16 protein-coding genes, 1 tRNA gene, 1 other RNA gene and 1 pseudogene are annotated in these 16,814 nt (G+C 69.5%); 14 read left to right on the top strand and 5 right to left on the bottom strand.

Going from position 1 to position 16,814, the window contains the following annotated elements; genetic code table 11:
- Positions 1–73: 73 nt before the first annotated feature.
- Both ACPXCB_RS29440 and ffs read right to left on the bottom strand, forming a co-directional pair.
- Entirely contained in the window at positions 74–3,094 is a 3,021-nt protein-coding gene (locus ACPXCB_RS29440; RefSeq protein ID WP_425879189.1) for a DNA polymerase III subunit gamma and tau, read from the bottom strand.
- A gap of 108 nt (positions 3,095–3,202) precedes the next feature.
- Positions 3,203–3,292, bottom strand: an RNA gene (gene ffs / locus ACPXCB_RS29435) — signal recognition particle sRNA small type.
- A gap of 82 nt (positions 3,293–3,374) precedes the next feature.
- Between ffs and ACPXCB_RS29430 the strand changes: the two genes are divergently transcribed.
- From ACPXCB_RS29430 to ACPXCB_RS29415, 4 genes are all read left to right on the top strand, one after another.
- Positions 3,375–3,459 (top strand) — tRNA-Ser (locus ACPXCB_RS29430).
- Between the two features lie 105 nt (positions 3,460–3,564).
- Positions 3,565–3,840, top strand: a complete 276-nt coding sequence (locus ACPXCB_RS29425) for a hypothetical protein (protein ID WP_425879188.1) — start codon at positions 3,565–3,567, stop codon at positions 3,838–3,840.
- Complete coding sequence (locus tag ACPXCB_RS29420; RefSeq protein WP_425879186.1) at positions 3,837–4,268, top strand: hypothetical protein; 432 nt, start codon at positions 3,837–3,839, stop codon at positions 4,266–4,268. The genes ACPXCB_RS29425 and ACPXCB_RS29420 overlap by 4 nt, the downstream gene beginning before the upstream one ends.
- 157 nt (positions 4,269–4,425) lie before the next feature.
- Entirely contained in the window at positions 4,426–5,226 is an 801-nt protein-coding gene (locus ACPXCB_RS29415; RefSeq protein WP_425879184.1) for a sulfite exporter TauE/SafE family protein, read from the top strand.
- A gap of 3 nt (positions 5,227–5,229) precedes the next feature.
- Here ACPXCB_RS29415 and ACPXCB_RS29410 read toward each other — a convergent pair whose 3' ends face one another.
- Positions 5,230–5,481, bottom strand: a complete 252-nt coding sequence (locus tag ACPXCB_RS29410) for a flavin reductase (protein WP_425879182.1) — start codon at positions 5,479–5,481, stop codon at positions 5,230–5,232.
- On the bottom strand, positions 5,478–5,846 hold the full coding sequence (locus tag ACPXCB_RS29405; protein ID WP_425879181.1) for a hypothetical protein: 369 nt from the start codon (positions 5,844–5,846) through the stop codon (positions 5,478–5,480). Before ACPXCB_RS29405 ends, ACPXCB_RS29410 begins: the two co-directional genes overlap by 4 nt.
- 370 nt (positions 5,847–6,216) lie before the next feature.
- Here ACPXCB_RS29405 and ACPXCB_RS29400 point away from each other — a divergent pair, with 370 nt between their 5' ends.
- The 4 genes from ACPXCB_RS29400 (at position 6,217) to ACPXCB_RS29385 (ending at position 8,615) form a co-directional block, all read left to right on the top strand.
- Positions 6,217–6,984: a Scr1 family TA system antitoxin-like transcriptional regulator gene (locus ACPXCB_RS29400; protein WP_425879179.1), complete on the top strand. Its 768-nt coding sequence runs from the start codon at positions 6,217–6,219 to the stop codon at positions 6,982–6,984.
- Positions 6,975–7,166, top strand: coding sequence for a DUF397 domain-containing protein (locus ACPXCB_RS29395; protein WP_425879178.1), 192 nt, complete (start codon positions 6,975–6,977; stop codon positions 7,164–7,166). Before ACPXCB_RS29400 ends, ACPXCB_RS29395 begins: the two co-directional genes overlap by 10 nt.
- A gap of 307 nt (positions 7,167–7,473) precedes the next feature.
- The gene (locus ACPXCB_RS29390; RefSeq protein ID WP_425879177.1) at positions 7,474–8,088 is read left to right on the top strand and encodes a hypothetical protein; all 615 of its coding nucleotides are present in this window, start codon (positions 7,474–7,476) and stop codon (positions 8,086–8,088) included.
- A complete protein-coding gene (locus ACPXCB_RS29385) occupies positions 8,085–8,615 on the top strand; it encodes a hypothetical protein (protein WP_425879175.1) in 531 nt (176 codons plus the stop codon). The genes ACPXCB_RS29390 and ACPXCB_RS29385 overlap by 4 nt, the downstream gene beginning before the upstream one ends.
- 144 nt (positions 8,616–8,759) lie before the next feature.
- On the opposite strand, the gene ACPXCB_RS29380 is transcribed toward ACPXCB_RS29385, so the two are convergent.
- Entirely contained in the window at positions 8,760–9,941 is a 1,182-nt protein-coding gene (locus tag ACPXCB_RS29380; RefSeq protein ID WP_425879174.1) for a right-handed parallel beta-helix repeat-containing protein, read from the bottom strand.
- A gap of 562 nt (positions 9,942–10,503) precedes the next feature.
- On the opposite strand from ACPXCB_RS29380, the gene ACPXCB_RS29375 reads away from it, so the two are divergent.
- The 6 genes and pseudogenes from ACPXCB_RS29375 to ACPXCB_RS29350 all read left to right on the top strand — a co-directional run bounded on the left by ACPXCB_RS29375 (position 10,504) and on the right by ACPXCB_RS29350 (position 16,612).
- The gene (locus ACPXCB_RS29375) at positions 10,504–11,613 is read left to right on the top strand and encodes an ISAs1 family transposase (RefSeq protein WP_425879247.1); all 1,110 of its coding nucleotides are present in this window, start codon (positions 10,504–10,506) and stop codon (positions 11,611–11,613) included.
- 75 nt (positions 11,614–11,688) lie between these two features.
- Complete coding sequence (locus ACPXCB_RS29370; protein ID WP_425879172.1) at positions 11,689–12,240, top strand: DUF5872 domain-containing protein; 552 nt, start codon at positions 11,689–11,691, stop codon at positions 12,238–12,240.
- A 426-nt stretch (positions 12,241–12,666) separates the two neighbouring features.
- Positions 12,667–13,767: a helix-turn-helix domain-containing protein gene (locus ACPXCB_RS29365; protein ID WP_425879170.1), complete on the top strand. Its 1,101-nt coding sequence runs from the start codon at positions 12,667–12,669 to the stop codon at positions 13,765–13,767.
- A gap of 348 nt (positions 13,768–14,115) precedes the next feature.
- Complete coding sequence (locus ACPXCB_RS29360; RefSeq protein ID WP_425879168.1) at positions 14,116–15,405, top strand: hypothetical protein; 1,290 nt, start codon at positions 14,116–14,118, stop codon at positions 15,403–15,405.
- A gap of 85 nt (positions 15,406–15,490) precedes the next feature.
- A pseudogene (locus ACPXCB_RS29355) lies at positions 15,491–15,601 on the top strand (site-specific integrase); the annotation flags it as partial.
- Positions 15,602–15,733: 132 nt separating this feature from the next.
- Positions 15,734–16,612 carry an IS5 family transposase gene (locus ACPXCB_RS29350; protein ID WP_425879246.1) on the top strand — a complete coding sequence of 293 codons (879 nt, stop codon included), beginning with the start codon at positions 15,734–15,736 and terminating at the stop codon, positions 16,610–16,612.
- Positions 16,613–16,814: the final 202 nt, after the last annotated feature.

Raw genomic sequence — 16,814 nt, 5'->3', positions numbered from 1 at the left:
GCCGGTCAGGGCGAGGCGTGCCCCCGAGTCGGCGTGCCCTCCGCGTCGGTGCCAGTGTCGGCGTCGGGGAGGGCTATCGGGCGTCGACCTCGTCGATCTTCTCTGCGCCGAACGCCTCGCGGAGCAGTCGTACCGCCTGTTCCTCGCTGGACTCGCGCGCGGTCTGCTCGTCGATGACCTCGTCCAGCGGCTCGTCACCCGGGTCGAAGCCCTCGAAGTTCGGGGCCGCCGGCCGGGCACCGCCGGGGCGTCCCCCGCCGCCGCGCACCGGGCCGTCGAAGTCCGGGTCGTACGGCGGCTCGCCGGCCCAGTCGGCGTCCGCGGTCTTCCGGACCGGCTGGCCGGTACGCGGACCGCGTCCCGCCGCAGCCGCCCGCGCCGCCGCGATCGCGCTGCTCACCGGGGGGCCGGCGGGCGCGGCCTGCTGCGGCGCACCCGAGGGACCGGCGGGCTTCGGTACGGCGGGCGCGGCGCTCGCCGACGCCGTGGCGGCGCTCGCCGGCCGGGTGGTCGCCGCTGCGCCGGGCAGGCCGGTCGCCGCCGGGGCAGCGGCTGCCGTACCGCTGGTCGACGTGACGGCCGACGCACCACCCGGCCGAGCCGGTTCCGGCCAGTCGTCGCCACCCCCCGCCGCGCCACCCGGGCGGGCGGGCTCGGGCCAGTCGTCACCGCCCCCGGCCGCGCCACCCGGGCGGGCCGGCTCGGGCCAGTCCTCGGCGACGTCGGCAGCGGCGGGAGCACCGCCGCTCCCCGACGCACCAGCGCCGGAGGTGGGTCGGGTCGCCCCGCCCTGGCCGCCCGCAGCACCACCCGCGCCGCCAGGCCCGCCGGCCGCACCACTGAGGCCATTCGGGCCGGCCGGGCCGCTCACGCTGGTCAAGCCACTCGGACCACCCGGACCGCCCGGGCCGCCCGGATTGCCCGTGCCACTCGGACTGCCCGGATTGCCCGGGCCGCTCGCGCCGGTCAGGCCATTCGGGCCGCTCGGGCCGCCTTGGCCCGTCAGGCCATTCGAGCCACTCGGGCCGCCTGGGCCGGTCAGGCCACTCGGGCCGCCTGGGCCGGTAGGGCCACCGGACATGCCGCCGCCCGCGCCGCCACCAGACGGGCCGCCACCGGACGGGCCACCACCAGACGGGCCACCACCAGACGCACCGCCGCCGGACGGGCCGCCGCCGGACGCGCCACCACCGGACGCACCGCCACCAGACGGGCCGGCGACGGACGGGCCGGCGCCGGTCCGGTCCTGGTGGGCGGGGGCTGCCGACGGCGGGGATGCCAGGCGGGCCGCAGCGGCGGGGCGGGACGAGCCACCGAGTGACGTGCCACCCCGCTCGCCGGCCACCTCGCAGCGGATCTGCCAGCGGCCACCGAACTCCTCGTAGAGCACCTCAGCCAGCACCGACGTGTGGTTGCCCATCATCTGCGCGAGCACCGGCGACTTCACGGTCAGCACCAGGGTGTCGCCATCCACGTCACGAACCACCGCGTCGCGCATCAGCGCGGCGGCCGGCTTCTTGATCCGGTTGACCTTCGCGACGATGTCCGGCCAGACCCGGCGCACCGCGACCGCGTCCAGGTCGCCCCCGGCAGCCACGCCGGGGCGGGGCGGGGCGGGGGTGGCCGGGTCGGGCAGCACCGCCGAGGGGGGCACCGGACGGCGGGCGGGAGCATCGGCGGGCGGGCCACCGGCGGGCGCGCCCACCGGCTCCGTAGCGCCCGGGGCTGCCTGCGCCGCACGGGAACCGGTGGCGGCCAGAGCCGCCGCGCGGGCAGCCGCAGCGCCGGACTGGGCGCCGGCAGCCGCCGGCGGGCCGGCGGGCGACGGGTCGGGCGCGGCGGCAGCCGCAGTCGGGGCGGGGGCTTCGGGGCGTACGGGAGGAGGGGCGGCGACCGGCGCGGGGCCGGCGGCGGGCGGCGGCGCGTCGGTGCCGGCGAGGGTGAGCCGGCGCTCCATGCGTTCGAGGCGCTGGAGCAGGCCGCCGGTGCTGTCGTCGGCGCCGGGCAGCAGCATCCGGGCGCAGATCAGCTCCAGCAGCAGCCGGGGCGCGGTGGTGCCGCGCATCTCCACCAGGCCGTTGTGCACGATGTCGGCGCAGCGGGACAGCGTCGCCGGGCCGAGCCGCTGGGCCTGGGCGGCCATCCGCTCGATCTGGTCGGCCGGGCCGTCGATGAGGCCCTTGGCGGCGGCGTCCGGCACCTGCTGGAGCACGATCAGGTCGCGCAGCCGCTCCAGCAGGTCGGAGGCGAACCGGCGCGCGTCGTGCCCGGCCTCGGCGACCCGGTCGACGGTCGCGTACGCCGTCGCGCCGTCCCCGGCCGCCAGCGCGTCGCACATCTCGTCGATGAGGGCGGCGTCGGTCACGCCGAGCAGGGCGGCGGCCCGGGAGTAGGTGACCCCCTCCGGCCCGGCCCCGGCGATGAGCTGGTCGAGCACGGAGAGGCTGTCGCGGGCGCTGCCGCCGCCGGCGCGCACCACCAGCGGGAAGACCGCCGGCTCGACGGCGACGTTCTCGGCCTCGCAGAGCTGCTCCAGGTAGGGCCGGAGCACCTTCGGCGGGATCAGCCGGAACGGGTAGTGGTGGGTCCGCGACTTGATCGTGCCGAGGACCTTCTCCGGCTCGGTGGTCGCGAAGATGAACTTGACGTACTCCGGCGGCTCCTCGACCAGCTTGAGCAGGGCGTTGAAGCCGGCCGACGAGACCATGTGGGCCTCGTCGATGACGTAGATCTTGAAGCGGCTCCTGGCCGGCGCGAAGATCGCCTTCTCGCGCAGCTCGCGGGCGTCGTCGACGCCGCCGTGGCTGGCCGCGTCGATCTCCAGTACGTCGATCGAGCCGCCGTCGGTGGCCAGCTCGCGGCAGGAGTCGCACTGCCCGCACGGCTCCGGCGTCGGACCCTGCTCGCAGTTCAGCGAGCGGGCCAGGATCCGGGCGCTGGAGGTCTTGCCGCAGCCGCGTGGGCCGGAGAAGAGGTAGGCGTGGTTGAGCCGCCCGCTGCGCAGCGCCTGCGACAGCGGCTCGGTGACGTGCTCCTGCCCGATGACCTCGGCGAAGGTACGCGGCCGGTACTTGCGGTAGAGCGCCAGTGCCACTCGTCCCGCCTCCTCTCGACCGAGCCATTCTGCGCCGGTCGGGCGCGGGTGACCACCCACCACCCCGTGACCTGACCCGCAGGGACGTTACCGGGACCCGGAGACAAAAAAGGCCTCCCGTGCACCCGGCAGAGCCCGCTTATCCTTGCTGCCTTCCGGCCCTGGGGAGGTTCACGAGATACCGCCGCACGGGAGGTACCGCCAACCCTACCCGACGCCGCGTCGATCTTCAGGGGGTGGTGGGGTGGCCCACCCGCCGGGGACCTGTATCCTCGTCTGCGGAGGATTCGCCTAGAGGCCTAGGGCGCACGCTTGGAAAGCGTGTTGGGTTAACACCCTCACGAGTTCGAATCTCGTATCCTCCGCTCGCTGAGCAGCACGAACGCGAGGGCCGACCCCACCGGTGGGACGGCCCTCGTACCGTTTCTGCCGCCTGCCACAGCGGCCCTCTGGTTACGCTCCTCCGACCCGTGTCGATGCCTCGTCGACGATCGGTCGGTGGCGGTTACGCCTCTCGACAGGTGACGCCGGAAGGGGCGATGCGCTTTGGGCAAGATCCCGCGCTGGCTGCTCTGGACGCAACAGGTCGCGATGTCCGGCGTCCTCCTCTCCCAGGTGGGGTCGGGTTCGACCGACCGCTGGAGATCATCGTGGGCTGCGGGGCGGCCGGAATGGCGCTGTACTGTGTCGCCGCGCTGATCATCGGCCGTACCAGCGGCAACGCAGAAGTCACCGATGCCGGGTGAGCGAGCGGGCGACCGACCCAGAGTTCGACGAATGCGACTGCCCGGAGAAGGCCGATGCGGCCCTGACGCGTACGGAGCCCGGGGCCGGGACGGCGCTTCTCTGGCTGGTGCTGGACGAGTTCCACCCGCCCGCCGTCGTCCTTCCCCGGATCAAGCGGGGGCTCCGGTCGCGGAACGCGCAGACCAGGGCGAACGCGTTGCAGTCGCTGGGTCACTTCGGGCGCCTACACCGCGACGTCGACGCCGAGTCGCTGGCGCTGCTCCGGGGCGCGCTGCGCGACCGTACCCCGCTCGGCGGCTGCCAGCTACGCGGCTACGCCGACAACGCGGCGGACGACATCGGCATGTTCGTGCCCCGGCGCCGCCTGCCCCGCTGGCTGCGCCGCCGCCACGCCGGGCCCTGGCGACCGCGCCGGCTGCAAAGGTGAACCCGACGACGAAGCTACTGGTCACGGCGTGATCCCTGCCGCACGTCGATCAGGAAGCACCGCCCGCGTCCTACGCTGACAGCCGCATCCGACAGCGAGAACACCGGGCGGCGGCGACCTGTGGGCGTCGACCGGCCCGGGGAGAGCGCGGACACAGGTGAACGCAACGCTGAACGTCGTCGACGGGCTGGCCGTGCTGGCCGCCGGGATCGCGGCGGGAGCCATCAACGCGGTGGTGGGCTCGGGCACGCTGGTGACCTTCCCGGTCCTGCTCTCCCTCGGCTATCCGCCCGTGGTGGCGAACGTGTCCAACACCGTCGGGCTGGTGCCGGGGTCGTTCACCGCGGCGTACGCCTATCGCCAGGAACTGGCCGGGCACGGCCGGCTGCTGGCCCGCCTGGGTCTCGCCGCCGTGCTCGGCGGGATCACGGGCGGCGTACTGCTGCTGCTCCTGCCACCCGGTGCGTTCCGGGCGATCGTGCCGGTGCTGATCGTCCTGGCGTTGGTGCTCGTGGTGGTGCAGCCGCGACTGGCGCGGGCGTTGGCCCACCGACGGCCGGTCGCGGACGACGCGGGCGCGTCGTCGGCGGGCGGTCAGGCGGTACGGCGGGCGGGGCCGCTGCTGCTGCTCGGCGTCTTCGGCACGGGGGTGTACGGGGGCTACTTCGGCGCCGCCCAGGGAGTGTTGCTGCTGGGGCTGCTCGGCGTGCTGCTCTCGGCCGACCTGCGCTGGGTCAACGGGGTGAAGAACGTGCTCGCCGGCCTCGTGAACGGGGTCGCGGCGGTCCTCTTCGTCGCCGTGGGATCGGTGGCGTGGCAGCCGGCGCTGCTGATCGCGGCGGGTTCCGTGGTGGGCGGCCTGATCGGCGGCCGGTGGGGACGCCGGCTGCCGCCGGTGGCGTTGCGCGCCATCATCGTGCTGGTCGGCCTCGCCGCCCTGGTCAACCTGCTGCGCTGACGGTCATCCGCGTGGGCGGGCCCAGGAGACGAAGCGGTCGGCTAGCTGGGCCGGGCTCACGCCGGGGTCGAGTGCGACGAGCTGTGCGGCGGCCTCGACCTGGAGAGTCGCCAGGTAGACGGTGAGCGCGGCGCGGTCGTGGCGGTACTCGCCGAGCAGCCGCAGCTTCGCCGGCGAGCAGGGCCAGGCGATGCCGCACGCCCGGCACCGCCACGTGGGCCGGGTCGGGACGTGCTCCCGGATGCGGCGGCTCACCGCACCGCCGGTCCCGCCGACCCGACCCGGTCCGCCGCCCCGGGTTGCTCCGTCCCGAGCCGGTCCACCGTCCCGAGCCGATCAGCCGTCCCGGGCTGTTGAGCCGCCCCGAGCCTGTCCGCAGCCCGGACCCGGGGCGTATCGGTGGCGATCACCCGGGCGCGGTCGACGCGGATCGAGGCGAAGCGCTCGCGGGGGCGGAGGGTGCCGTCGGCGTTCACCTGATGGCCGCGTACCTCGGCCCAGAGCCGACCCTCGAACGGGCCGACGCTCAGCACCTCGGTGACGCGCAGCGTCAGGGGGCCCTCGCCGAATCGGTAGGCGTCGTCGGGGACGCGGATGGTCGTACCGGCGGGCCACCCCAACGGCCGGCTCCGGGCCGGGGCGGCCGGTGGGGGCGGATCGTCGCGGTCGGCCGGGGGACGGGGCTCGCCCCGATGCTCGGAGACTGGAGCGCGGCGGGTTGGCACGGGCGGACCTCCTTGGCGGGCTCGGCAGGACTCGCCCTGACGGGACGAGAGGCTGAAAGGGCCGGGCTGGCAGGGACGTGGGGCTGGAGGGGGCCGCCCCGCCCTCCCCGCCGGGGCGGCCCCGCGACTGACGCCGACCGCCGGGCTCCTTCGCCTCCACCGGCCGCGCCGTCTTCGTCACCCCAACTTGCCGCGTGTGCGCAGACAGATACAGCCCGTAGCGCTATGGTCGCCAGATATTTGGGACATCCGATGGGAGGAGCCCGTGAACGACGCGCTCCGGGTGGCGCTCAGCGACACCGGGCACACGATCGAATCGCTCGCCGAGACCGTTGGCGTCGATCCGAAGACGGTCGGGCGGTGGCTGACCGAGGACCGCATCCCGCACGCCCGGCACCGACTGGGGGCGGCGGAGGCCCTCCGCAGGGACGTGTCGGACATCTGGCCGGACACTTCGAGACGTCGTGACCCGATCTGGTTTCGTCCGTGGCAGGAGATCGAGCGCGAGGCGGTGTCGCTGCGGTCGTACCAATCGATGGTGTTGCCGGGCCTGCTCCAGACCGAGGCGTACGCGCGGGCCGTGCTGACCGGCGGCGGCCTCTTCCCCCGCGGCGATGTCGAGCGGCACCTCGCCTCCCGGCTCGCCCGCCAGGGCATCCTGCGGCAGGACGAGCCGCCGCAGTTCACGGCCGTGATCGACGAGGGGGTGCTGCGCCGTCCGGTCGGCGGCCGGGCCACCATGCGCGAGCAGCTCCGGGCCGTCGTCGCCGCCTGCGCCGAACCGCACGTGCGGGTGCACGTCGTGCCGTCGTCGGTCGGCGCCTACGCGGGCCTGAACGGGCCGTTCGTGATCGCCAGCAGCCACGACCACCGGGTCGCCGGCTACCTCGACAACCAACTCCAGGGCCAACTGGTTAGCGATCCCGCGGACATCGCCGCCATGATGGCTGCGTGGGAGAACGTGCGCGGCGAGGCGCTGTCCCACTGGCAGTCGGTCGATCTCATCACGGAAGTGGCGGAGACATGGAGCTGAACGGCGCGCGGTGGCGCAAGAGCAGCCGCAGCAGCGGCAACGGCGGCGACTGCGTCGAGGTCGCCGACAACCTGCCTGGCATCGTCGCGGTGCGCGACTCGAAGGACCCGGCCGGCCCGGCGCTCGCCTTCGTCCCGGCGGCGTGGCGCGCGTTCGTCGCCACCATCGCCGAGCGCCCCTGAACCGAGCCCGCCTACGGCAGAGGCACCCCCGGCACGAGGCGCGGGTGGAACACCACGGGTGTCTCCCGACGCGGGATGCACCCGTGTCGTTCCACCCGCCCTTGGCGGCGGCAGAGATCACCCCCGCCTCTCCGCCCTGCCCGACCGACCCCCGCCGGAGGTCGCGTCACGCCCGGAAAGGGCCGGGAGCGCGAAAGTCGCGGGGCGGTGCCGGAAGGGGACGATTGGGTACGGTGCGGAGAACGGCGGAGGCGGGACTCGTCGTACACATGTTCCATCCACAGGCTGTGGACGGCGGAGGGTTCGCATGGGTTACCAGCTCAGCGCGGTCGTCGCGGACGCTGAGCTGCTCCGCGAGCACACCGCCGACCTGGACCACGCGGTCCTCGGTGAGCTGCGCCAGGACTTCGCGCTGCTGCCGGTCACCCCGCAACTGGTCGAGGAGCTGACCGGGGCGCCGCCCGACTACTCGACGTCGGAGCGGTCCCCGGAGGAGCCGTTCCACCTGGCGCTCTCGGCACCCCTCGCCGAGGTCCTCGCCCGCTGGTCGCGGTCGGGTCCGGTGGCGTACCTGGAGGCGGAGTTCTTCGGCGGCGCCGGCTACCAGTCGGCGCTGGTGTGGCTCGGCGGCCAGGCGAGCTGGGGGCCGGGGTTCGACCGTCTCTTCGACGGGCCGCGCCCGGAGTGGCCGCTCAACGCGGCGCTCGCCCGGCTCGGGGCGGAACCCGGCGCGTGGATCGACCCGTTCGCCGAGCTGGGCCTGCACGTCGAGCGGAACACCGCCGGCTGGCTCGCGCACGGGCGCCGTCGGCTGAGCGCCGACTACTGGGACGAGCTGGCCGAGGAATGGGAAAACCGGCAATCTGCGGGCGGGCAGCAACCTGAACGGCCCGGTCCCGTTGGGGACTGGGGGATTCCATGAAATTGCGACAATTTGGCTTTATCGCGGCGCTGACGACGGCTGCCTGGGTCTCGGGCAGCGGCGTGCACCCGCCGCTGCGCGAGTTGGACGGCCGGCCCGTCGGGGCCGTCGAGGTGGTCGACCTCAACGGCCTGCGCGACGTCGAGTTCGGCGACACCGAGGACGAGCTGACCCGGCGGGGCATCCTGCGCTCCGACGTCGACGCCTGCGGCCCGGCGCTGGCCGGGTACGACACGACCAGTCCCATCTTCGTCGACGACCGGCTGGTGCTGCTCTGGCTCGGCGAGGCGACCCGCACACCGCAGGGAGTCACCGCCGGCATGCCGGTCGACGAGGTCCGCACCCGCTACCCGTCCGTCCGGGAGCTGGACGCTCCACAGGGGACGTACCGACTCGACGGGCTGCTCGCCCGGCAGGGTGACCGGGCGTACCTCTTCCTGCACGACGGGCGGGCGGTGAAGAAGATCATCGCCGGGTACGCCGACTGGGCCCAGCGCCTGTTCGACGAGGGCCACAGCCCCTGCTGACCGGCGCCGTCACCGCCGCAACCAGCTCCCACCCGGCCCGCCGGGACGACTTCGACAGGCGTCTCGCCGGCTGACCGGGGCCCCGACATGAGTTCGTGCGGCCGCAGGGCCGACCCGGTGAGGTCGACCCTGCGGCCCACCCGGTCAGCCGAGGACCGAGACCGACGAACCAGCGCCGACCGTGCCGGTGATCAGGCGCTGGAACGGCGTGGGCCGGCCCGCCCCGGTGACCAGCCGTACGGAGAGGAAGTCGACGCCGGGGGCCAGGTACAGGGCGCACCGCATGCCCGGATCCGTGCTCACGATCCACTTCGCGCCGCCGTTGGCCCGCTGAAACGCGCCACCTTCCAGGTTCACCGCGGACGCGGCCACGTAGAAGCCCGCAGACTCCGAGTCGACGCCGGTGCCGCCGCGCCCGGTCGAGTCGGCGGTGCAGCCGGAGAGCGTCGCGTTGGCGGCGCGGATCTCGAAGCCGTTGCCGATGGTGTCCTGGGCTTCGCAGCCGACGACGGTCGCCCGCGCGGAGTCGATCCGGAACGCGGGGGCGGAGGTGGCCGCGGTGCCGATGCCGTACGCCTTGCTGCCCCAGATCTTGATGTTGCCGCCCCCGAGAAGGTAGCCGCCCCCGGCGCAACCCTGGGCCGAGCACCCGCTGATGAACCCGTCTGACGACTGGAAGTTGTACGCCCAGCCGCCCACCTTCTCGACCCGGCAGTCAGTGAGCTTGAACTCCCGCTGCCCACCGGCGTACGTGCCGCCGAGGTAGAACCCGTCGCCGGTGGTCCGGGTGACGAAGACCCGGGTCAGCCATGGCGCCGGGTCCGGCCCGTACAGGTCCGGCTCGGTGTTCATCTGGAAGTTGACCCCGTTGGCCACCCGGTTCACACCGTCGAGCCCGATGTCGGTCACGCACTGTCGGGTCCCACCGGCGAGGGTGCCGGACCACGGGTTGACCACCAGGGCCGCCCCGCTGAAGCCCGCGGCTGCGGTCAGCAGTGTGACCAACGGGCCCGCGCCGATCAGGGCCTGCCGGTCACCGAGCACCACCGGAGCCTTGAGGTTGTAGCTGCCGGGGGCGACGTAGACGGCCCGCCGGCTGCTCGTACCCAGCGCCGCGTTGATGGCGGCCTGCGCGCCCAAGGTCTCGTTCACCTCGAACGGGGCACCGGAGCCGGCCGGGCCGACCCAGGGAATGGCGCCGGTGGTGGCGAGCGCGGCGGCCTGGGCGGGCGTGACGCCCCCCAGCAGCGGCGCGGCGACGGCTGTGCCGGCGGTGACGGCCGCGGCCCGGAACAACTGGCGGCGGTGTGAGCGCTTTTCGTGCACGTTTCCTCCTGAGGGGCGACCCGCCCTGGGCAGGGTGGGTCGAGGTGAGAACGGACACGAGGAAGCGAAGCAGCCGTCGACCGGCCCGGCGCTCTGCTCCGGGCTGGTCGTGCTGTCTTCTTGAACGATCCCCCGTGGAGACGCCATCTCTGGCGCATCGGAGAACATCATTCCATCCGACCGCCGAGCCGTGTGCCCTCCCGCGCACCGAATCGGCGTGCCCGGACGTGCTGGCTGGCGGGTGGCGCACGGCGACCCGGATCGCCGTGGTGATCGCGCTGTGGGCGGACAACGAGGTCGAGGTGCTGCTGGGAACTCGGGCAGCACCCGGCACCCGGCACCCGGCACCCGGCACCCAGGGCCCCGGCAAAGTCGTGAGGCGTGTCCGGCTTGAGGTGGTTGGTGTAGACGCGCCCTGGGTGTGGGCAGCGGGGCGGGCATGGCCTTTCCAGAAGATCATCAAGGTTCTCTAGGCCTGTTGATCTATCTGAAGTGAGCCATGCCCGCGCTGCCATCATCGCTGATCTCATCGTTGTCAACCGCACCGGCCGGGTCATCTGCCGTGGCCTCGGCTGCTGGCCTGCTCGCCGCGTTGGGTTCCCTGCCCGATCCGCGTGCCCGACGTGGGGTCCGACATGCTCTGGTGACCGTGGTCGCGGCGACGGTGTGCGCGGTCGTCGCCGGTTACCGCTCGTACGCGGCGATCGGTGAGTGGGTCGCTGATCTACCTGCTGATACCGCTGCTGTGCTCGGGATCGACCCTGGCCGGCGGCCGTCAGAGGCCATGATCCGCAGGCTGTTACAGGCCCTGGACGCCGACCGGTTGGCCATGGTGATCGGGGCCTGGCTCGCCACACAGCTACCCGCCCCGCCGGCGGGAACACGCCGGGCGATCGCCGTGGACGGCAAGACGCTACGGGGCTCCCGGACCGGCGACACTGTCGCCCGACACGTCCTCGCCGCCGCCGACCAGGCCACTGGTGTGGTGCTGGCCAGCACCGATGTCGACGGCAAGACCAACGAGATTACCCGCTTCGCACCCCTGCTCGACCAGCTCGGCGACCTTGGCGAGGTCGTGGTGACCGCCGACGCCCTGCACTGTCAACGCGACCACGTCGCCTACCTCGCCGAGCGTGGTGCCCACTGGATCCTCACCGTGAAGGGCAACCAGCCCCACCTGCGCACCCAACTGGCCGCGATGCCCTGGCGGGCAGTCCCCGACGCAGACCGCAGTACCTGCCGCGGCCACGGCCGCCGCGAGATCCGCACCCTGAAAATCCTGTCCGTCTCCACCGGGATCGACTTCCCGAACGCCGCCCAAGCCATCCAGATCCGACGCCGCCGACGCCGGCTCGACCAGCCGAAACGCTTCACGACCGAGACCGTCTACGCAATCACCGATCTGCTCGTTCACCAAGCCAAACCGGCGCAACTCGCCGCCTGGATCCGCGGTCACTGGTCGATCGAGAACACAGTCCACTGGGTCCGCGACGTCACCTACAACGAAGACCGATCCCAGATCCGCACCGGCACCGGACCCCCGGTCATGGCCACCCTCCGCAACGCCGCCATCGGCGCACTACGCCTGACCGGCGTTACCAACATCGCCGCCGCCAACCGCCATCACGCCCGCGACAGCAACCGACCACTCGCCCTACTCGGCATCACCTGAGGACTTTGCCGGGGCCCTGACCCGGCACCCGGCACCCGGAAGCATGAGCCGCAGGTCGCCGGGTAACCGCCGGGTATGGCGCGGTACACGAAGCCCGAACTCAGGCAGCAGGTCAAGGAGGAGATCCAGGCCTCCGACAAGGGCGGTCGGCCGGGGCAGTGGTCGGCGCGCAAGTCGCAGTTGGTCACCCAGGAGTACAAGAGGCGCGGCGGGGGCTTCGTCGGCCCGAAGGACGAGCGGCAGAAGTCCCTCCAGCGCTGGGGCGGCGAGCACTGGCAGACCAAGGAGGGCGACACCCGGGCGCGGCACGGCGACGAGACGAGTCGCTACCTGCCCGAACAGGCCTGGAAGGAGCTCTCCGAGAAGGAGAGGCGGGCAACCGACGCCAAGAAGCGGAAGGAGTCGAAGTCCGGCAAGCAGTACGTCGCCAACACCGGACCGGCCAAACGCGCCCGCCGCAACACCACGTCGGCCGAACAACTGTCGGAGTTGCCGGTCGCCGAGGCGACCAAGCTCGTCCGCGACCTCGACAAGGGCCAACTGAAGTCCGCCCTGCGCCGCGAACGCGACGGCAAGTCCCGCAAGACCCTCATCACCCGCCTGGAAAAGGAACTAACCCGCCGCTAACCCCCACCCATCACGGCGTCGAGCATGCACTCGTGGTGGGCAATAGCCACCCATACGCCCCTTTCACGGAGCACCACAACTGCATGATCGACGCAGGCAGGGGGCGGGGGGCGCAGGCAGGGTGCCGGGGGGCACGGGAAGGCGTTGGGTTGGGCATGTGGAACGCCCGGCAGATCCGCGAGGATCGGCCGGGCGTTCTCGCATGTCACGAGCGGTGGCCGCGGGATTTGAACCCGCGGAGGGCGTAAACCCTCACACGCTTTCGAGGTCTGCGATCATGCGTCCAGAACGGTCCTACAACGCACGTGACCAGCGGCTGGGATGTCCGTCGAACCTCGCCGGAGAGTGCTGCACCGCGATGAACGAGACCATGGCTGAGACCATCGGGGTGTTGCGCTCAAAGAGCGGCAGGGCCAACATGGTCCAGTGATTGAGTGGGTGGGTTGGGATTCTGACAAGTGCGCGGGTGCCTTGGGGCAGAGACTGGAACTCGGCGAGGATTTCAGTCCCCACAGCCCAGATCACCTCTCAAGCCTTGGCAAAATGACCGTCGCCGAGTTAAGCGAAGCGCTTGCACCAGTAGCCGAGAGCGAAAAGGGCGAGCTTCGGGAAGCTACACTCTTCATCAGTTTAGCGGATCGACGCCGCCGACCATCTGACGAACCAGCAAGCGTAACTTTTTATTTTCGATTCGATGCCGAGGGTCGACTTGTTGGGGAAGTCGGCATTCTCGACCCATGGATGCAGGTCGAGGCCGAGGCGGAAACCGCGATAGGGCCGCTGATTCGATCATACGGCGTCAAAACACTACGCACCGACTACTCTGAATATCAATCCAGTGGAAACTACATGGAGTTCAGGTTTCAATATCCTAACTCCTGGACCATCGAGAAGGCCCTTGCACTTGCAGAGCTAATCGGCCTAATCGTCGGTCCGGACCAAATTGATCCGAGTTCCCCAGCTGGAGCTTTCTCCCTCCTGGCCTCCGGGCACCACGAAGGCCTCATAGGACAAGCGGAGTCATCCTTCCTTGAGGCCAAAGAAAAGGGATACGGCTTCCAGAACGAAAACCAAAAGCACGAATACGCCATGGACCTAGCCGCACTCGCAAACACAGAAAGGGGGGCACTGCTCATTCTTGGGATAAAAACCGCCAAGAACGCGGCAGGGCAGGACGTAATTACAGGTGCGCCCGGATGCTCCATTGGGTCGCTGTCAGTAGAGACCTACACCCAGGTGGCGAGACAAAGAATAGTGCCTCCCATAACGGGAGTAGAGTTCCATTTGCTAGAATTCTCAGGACGCCATTTTATGGCAATCCTCATTCCACCCCAACCCGAACACCTTAAGCCCTTCTTAGTGAAAGGGGGGATCACTCTGGAAGGGCGAACGAATGGAGCCTCATTCACGATACCAACCCGAATTGGAGATTCCCGCTGGAACATGTCAGCCGAAGCCGTGCATTCGCTGCTAGTGGCTGCGAGAGCAGCACTGGCCAAGAGTGAACAACTCGGGCGACTCTCCTAGATTTTGCCTCGACCATACAGCCGTGACTTGAGGTGGATGAGCTTAGCAGCCTCATACAGGAGTCGGCTGAGAGATAGGCTCTAAGCAAGTTTGCGATGAGCGCATGGAAAGAGCTGACCGACATGGCTAGGTGCCTGCATGACTGTAATTTATGAGTCGACCGATGGCTCTCGGCGCGTGTCCGTTCATCTCGATACGGATGGTAGGCGAGTCGTCGAACAACGGATTAGGATGAGTGATGGGCGGCCTGCCGTGATACGGCACCATCACCCAGATGTCCTTACCCACCCTTACTTCGTTGAAGGCATAAACTCCGAGGCTTGCCTATACCAAGGAAGTTTCGGATTTGTGGAGGACTCCAATCCGACCTTGCTTGAGGGTGACATCCGCTTCAAATGGGATCCAAGCACCCGTACTGTTGCTCACGGCTCTCGGGACACTTCATTTAAGGACCTTCATGACAGTCTGAAGCCATCGAACGCCACGACCTTATGGCGGGACTTGCCTACCGTAAGTTTTCCGGTCGATGCCGAGTTGTTTATCCGGTCCATGGACTGCACCCCGAACGATCCTCCAGAAAAGTCGTCGACGTATCAAGAGATCCTCGGGTCCCAGGAAATCGGCGTTGGTCCTGTTGACAGAATCGGGTTTCTAATCCCGAATGGCTGGGATGCCCATGACGGCAGCATGGTTTGCAGTCCAGATAATCTCACGCATTCTTGGAACGCGCGTCTAGAGGTACAGGTATGTGATTGGTCGATTAGAATCGATCGAACCAAGGAAGCTAGCCGTAAGGCTTTCTGGAAGGACTTGAAGAGCGCGGGCGGTCGTGCCGTCACCCATGTCGGTGAGCTTCGCAGGGCAGACGGGGAAGAGTTTGAACCAGAAGACGCGGCAACTGTCTTGGAATCTATTCGGATCTTGCTGAACGTCGCGGCGGGACGCCGCATCAACCCGGTTCTGCCCGTAGGCTGGCGGGGCGACCAAGTTGTATGGGCAAGGTGGACAGCGCCACCGGTAGACAGCATGGCGCTGGTCGATTCCTGGCTAGATCCTTCAGTCGCGTCCAAGCAAGTAAGCGAGCTGCTAGAACGCGGCTTGGATTATCTGTCTACGCCAAGCCATCAAAACGCCCTCCGGTACGCCGCTTCGTATTACGTCAGTGCGAATGCAGACGTAGATGTTGAGCCGGCGCTCGGTCTTGCTGTATCCGGCCTGCAGCTACTGGCACACCAACGTCTGGTAAACGAGAAAAGGAAGTACCGGTCCTCTAAAGCGTTTGCGAATGCAGCATCAAACACGGAAGGCGAGATTCGAGAGTTTTTGGGCGAGTGTCAGATTGACACCGCCGTCCCTCCGCACCTTACCGAGCTACAAGCGGCGGCAGCTGCTATGCCAGCCAACCAAGGAGTTGCGCGGGATGCCCTTAGCGCTGTTATCTACCTCCGGAATAGGACAGTCCATCCGACCAGAACGCTGGACAGTTGGAGCGTCTACGCCTGGGCCGAAGCTAGCATGGTTGCGCGACATTTCCTAAGGCTTGGCATCCTCAATATGCTGAGTTACGGGGGGCAGCACAAGTCCGCGTTATCGCTTAATCGTTGGGTTGGCTCAGTTGACCCTGTCCCTTGGGTCTAACACGAACGGCCGCCACGCTGGTTCCGAAACTGTGTGTGGCGGCCCGCAGGTGTTTCCCTCAGCAGCTAGGCGCTGGAAGCAGTAAGACTCGGCGATGGCGGCCCGATACCAACACCTGACCGCCCAAGTCCGCCGAGACATCGCCCAGCGGGTCGGCGGGCTGCTTTGGGACAGGCCGCAGGGCCGCGATGACTAAGGCGTGTTTCGTAACTCGCGTTGGCCGGTTGAAGTCACGGCGTGGCGGTGATCGATAACTGAAGAGGTCTCCGGTACTTGGTACAACGACCAAGAAGCACCATGCACCGGAGACCTCGTGGCCACCTTAGCGGTGACGAGGCGGCATGACCTGACTGACGCGCAGTGGGCTGTCCTGGCCCCGTTGCTACCTGCTGCGTCGTCTACCGGCCGGCCGCCGAAGTGGGAGAAACGGCAGCTCATCGACGGGATCCGGTGGCGGATCCGGATCGGTGCGCCGTGGCGCGACGTGCCAGCGGAGTACGCGCCCTGGCCGACGATCTACGGACTGTTCCGTCGTTGGCAACGCGATGGAACCTGGGACCGGATTCTGTCGGCGTTGCAGGCCCAGGGCGACGCCAGGGGACGGATCGACTGGACGGTCAGCGTGGACTCGATGACCAGTCGCGCTCACCAGCACGCCGCAGGTGCCCGCATCGACGGCCATCTGCAGAAGGAACCACCCGGTGGGGTTCATGACGAGCCGGCCGATCACGGGCTGGGCCGCTCCCGTGGCGGGCTGACGACGAAGACGCATCTGGCCTGTGAGCAGGGCCAGAAAGTCTTGTCCTTGATCGTCACCGCCGGGCATCGCGGGGACAGCCCGCAGTTCATCCCGGTCCTGCGCCGCATCCGCGTGAACCGCCTCGGTGTCGGCCGGGCAAGGACCAGGCCGGTGCTGGTGCTGGCCGATAAGGCCTACACCAGCCGCGCCAACCGCGGATACCTGCGCTCTCGGGGAATCCGGGCTTGCATCCCGAGAAAGAAAGACCAGGACGCCCACCGCAAAGCCAAAGGCTCCCGCGGCGGGCGCCCACCGGCGTTCGACCCGCAGCTCTACCGGCTACGCCACGCCGTCGAGAACGGCATCAACAGGCTCAAACGCCACCGCGGCGTCGCCACCCGCTATGACAAGTTGGCCGTCCGGTTCCAAGCCGTCCTGACCATCACCATCATCACCGAGTGGCTCTGACCGGCTTATGAAACACGCCTTAGTTCCGCCGCGATTCGCAAGTCACTCATAAGCCTTCGGTTCTAACCATCCACGGTGTGGCTGTGCTGGCACCATTCGTGCCAGCACAGCCCGCCGCTTAGCTTTGTCCCGCACCGGGTTTGATGGAGACATCGAAACCTGGGAGGAACACCAGCGATGCCTGCACCGAAGAAGTACTCCG

It is taken from the genome of Micromonospora sp. DT62, from assembly GCF_049847285.1.
Lineage (GTDB): Bacteria > Actinomycetota > Actinomycetes > Mycobacteriales > Micromonosporaceae > Micromonospora > Micromonospora reichwaldensis.
Note: the sequence above shows the minus strand (reverse complement) of the source record. Positions and strands in the feature narration are given on the sequence as shown.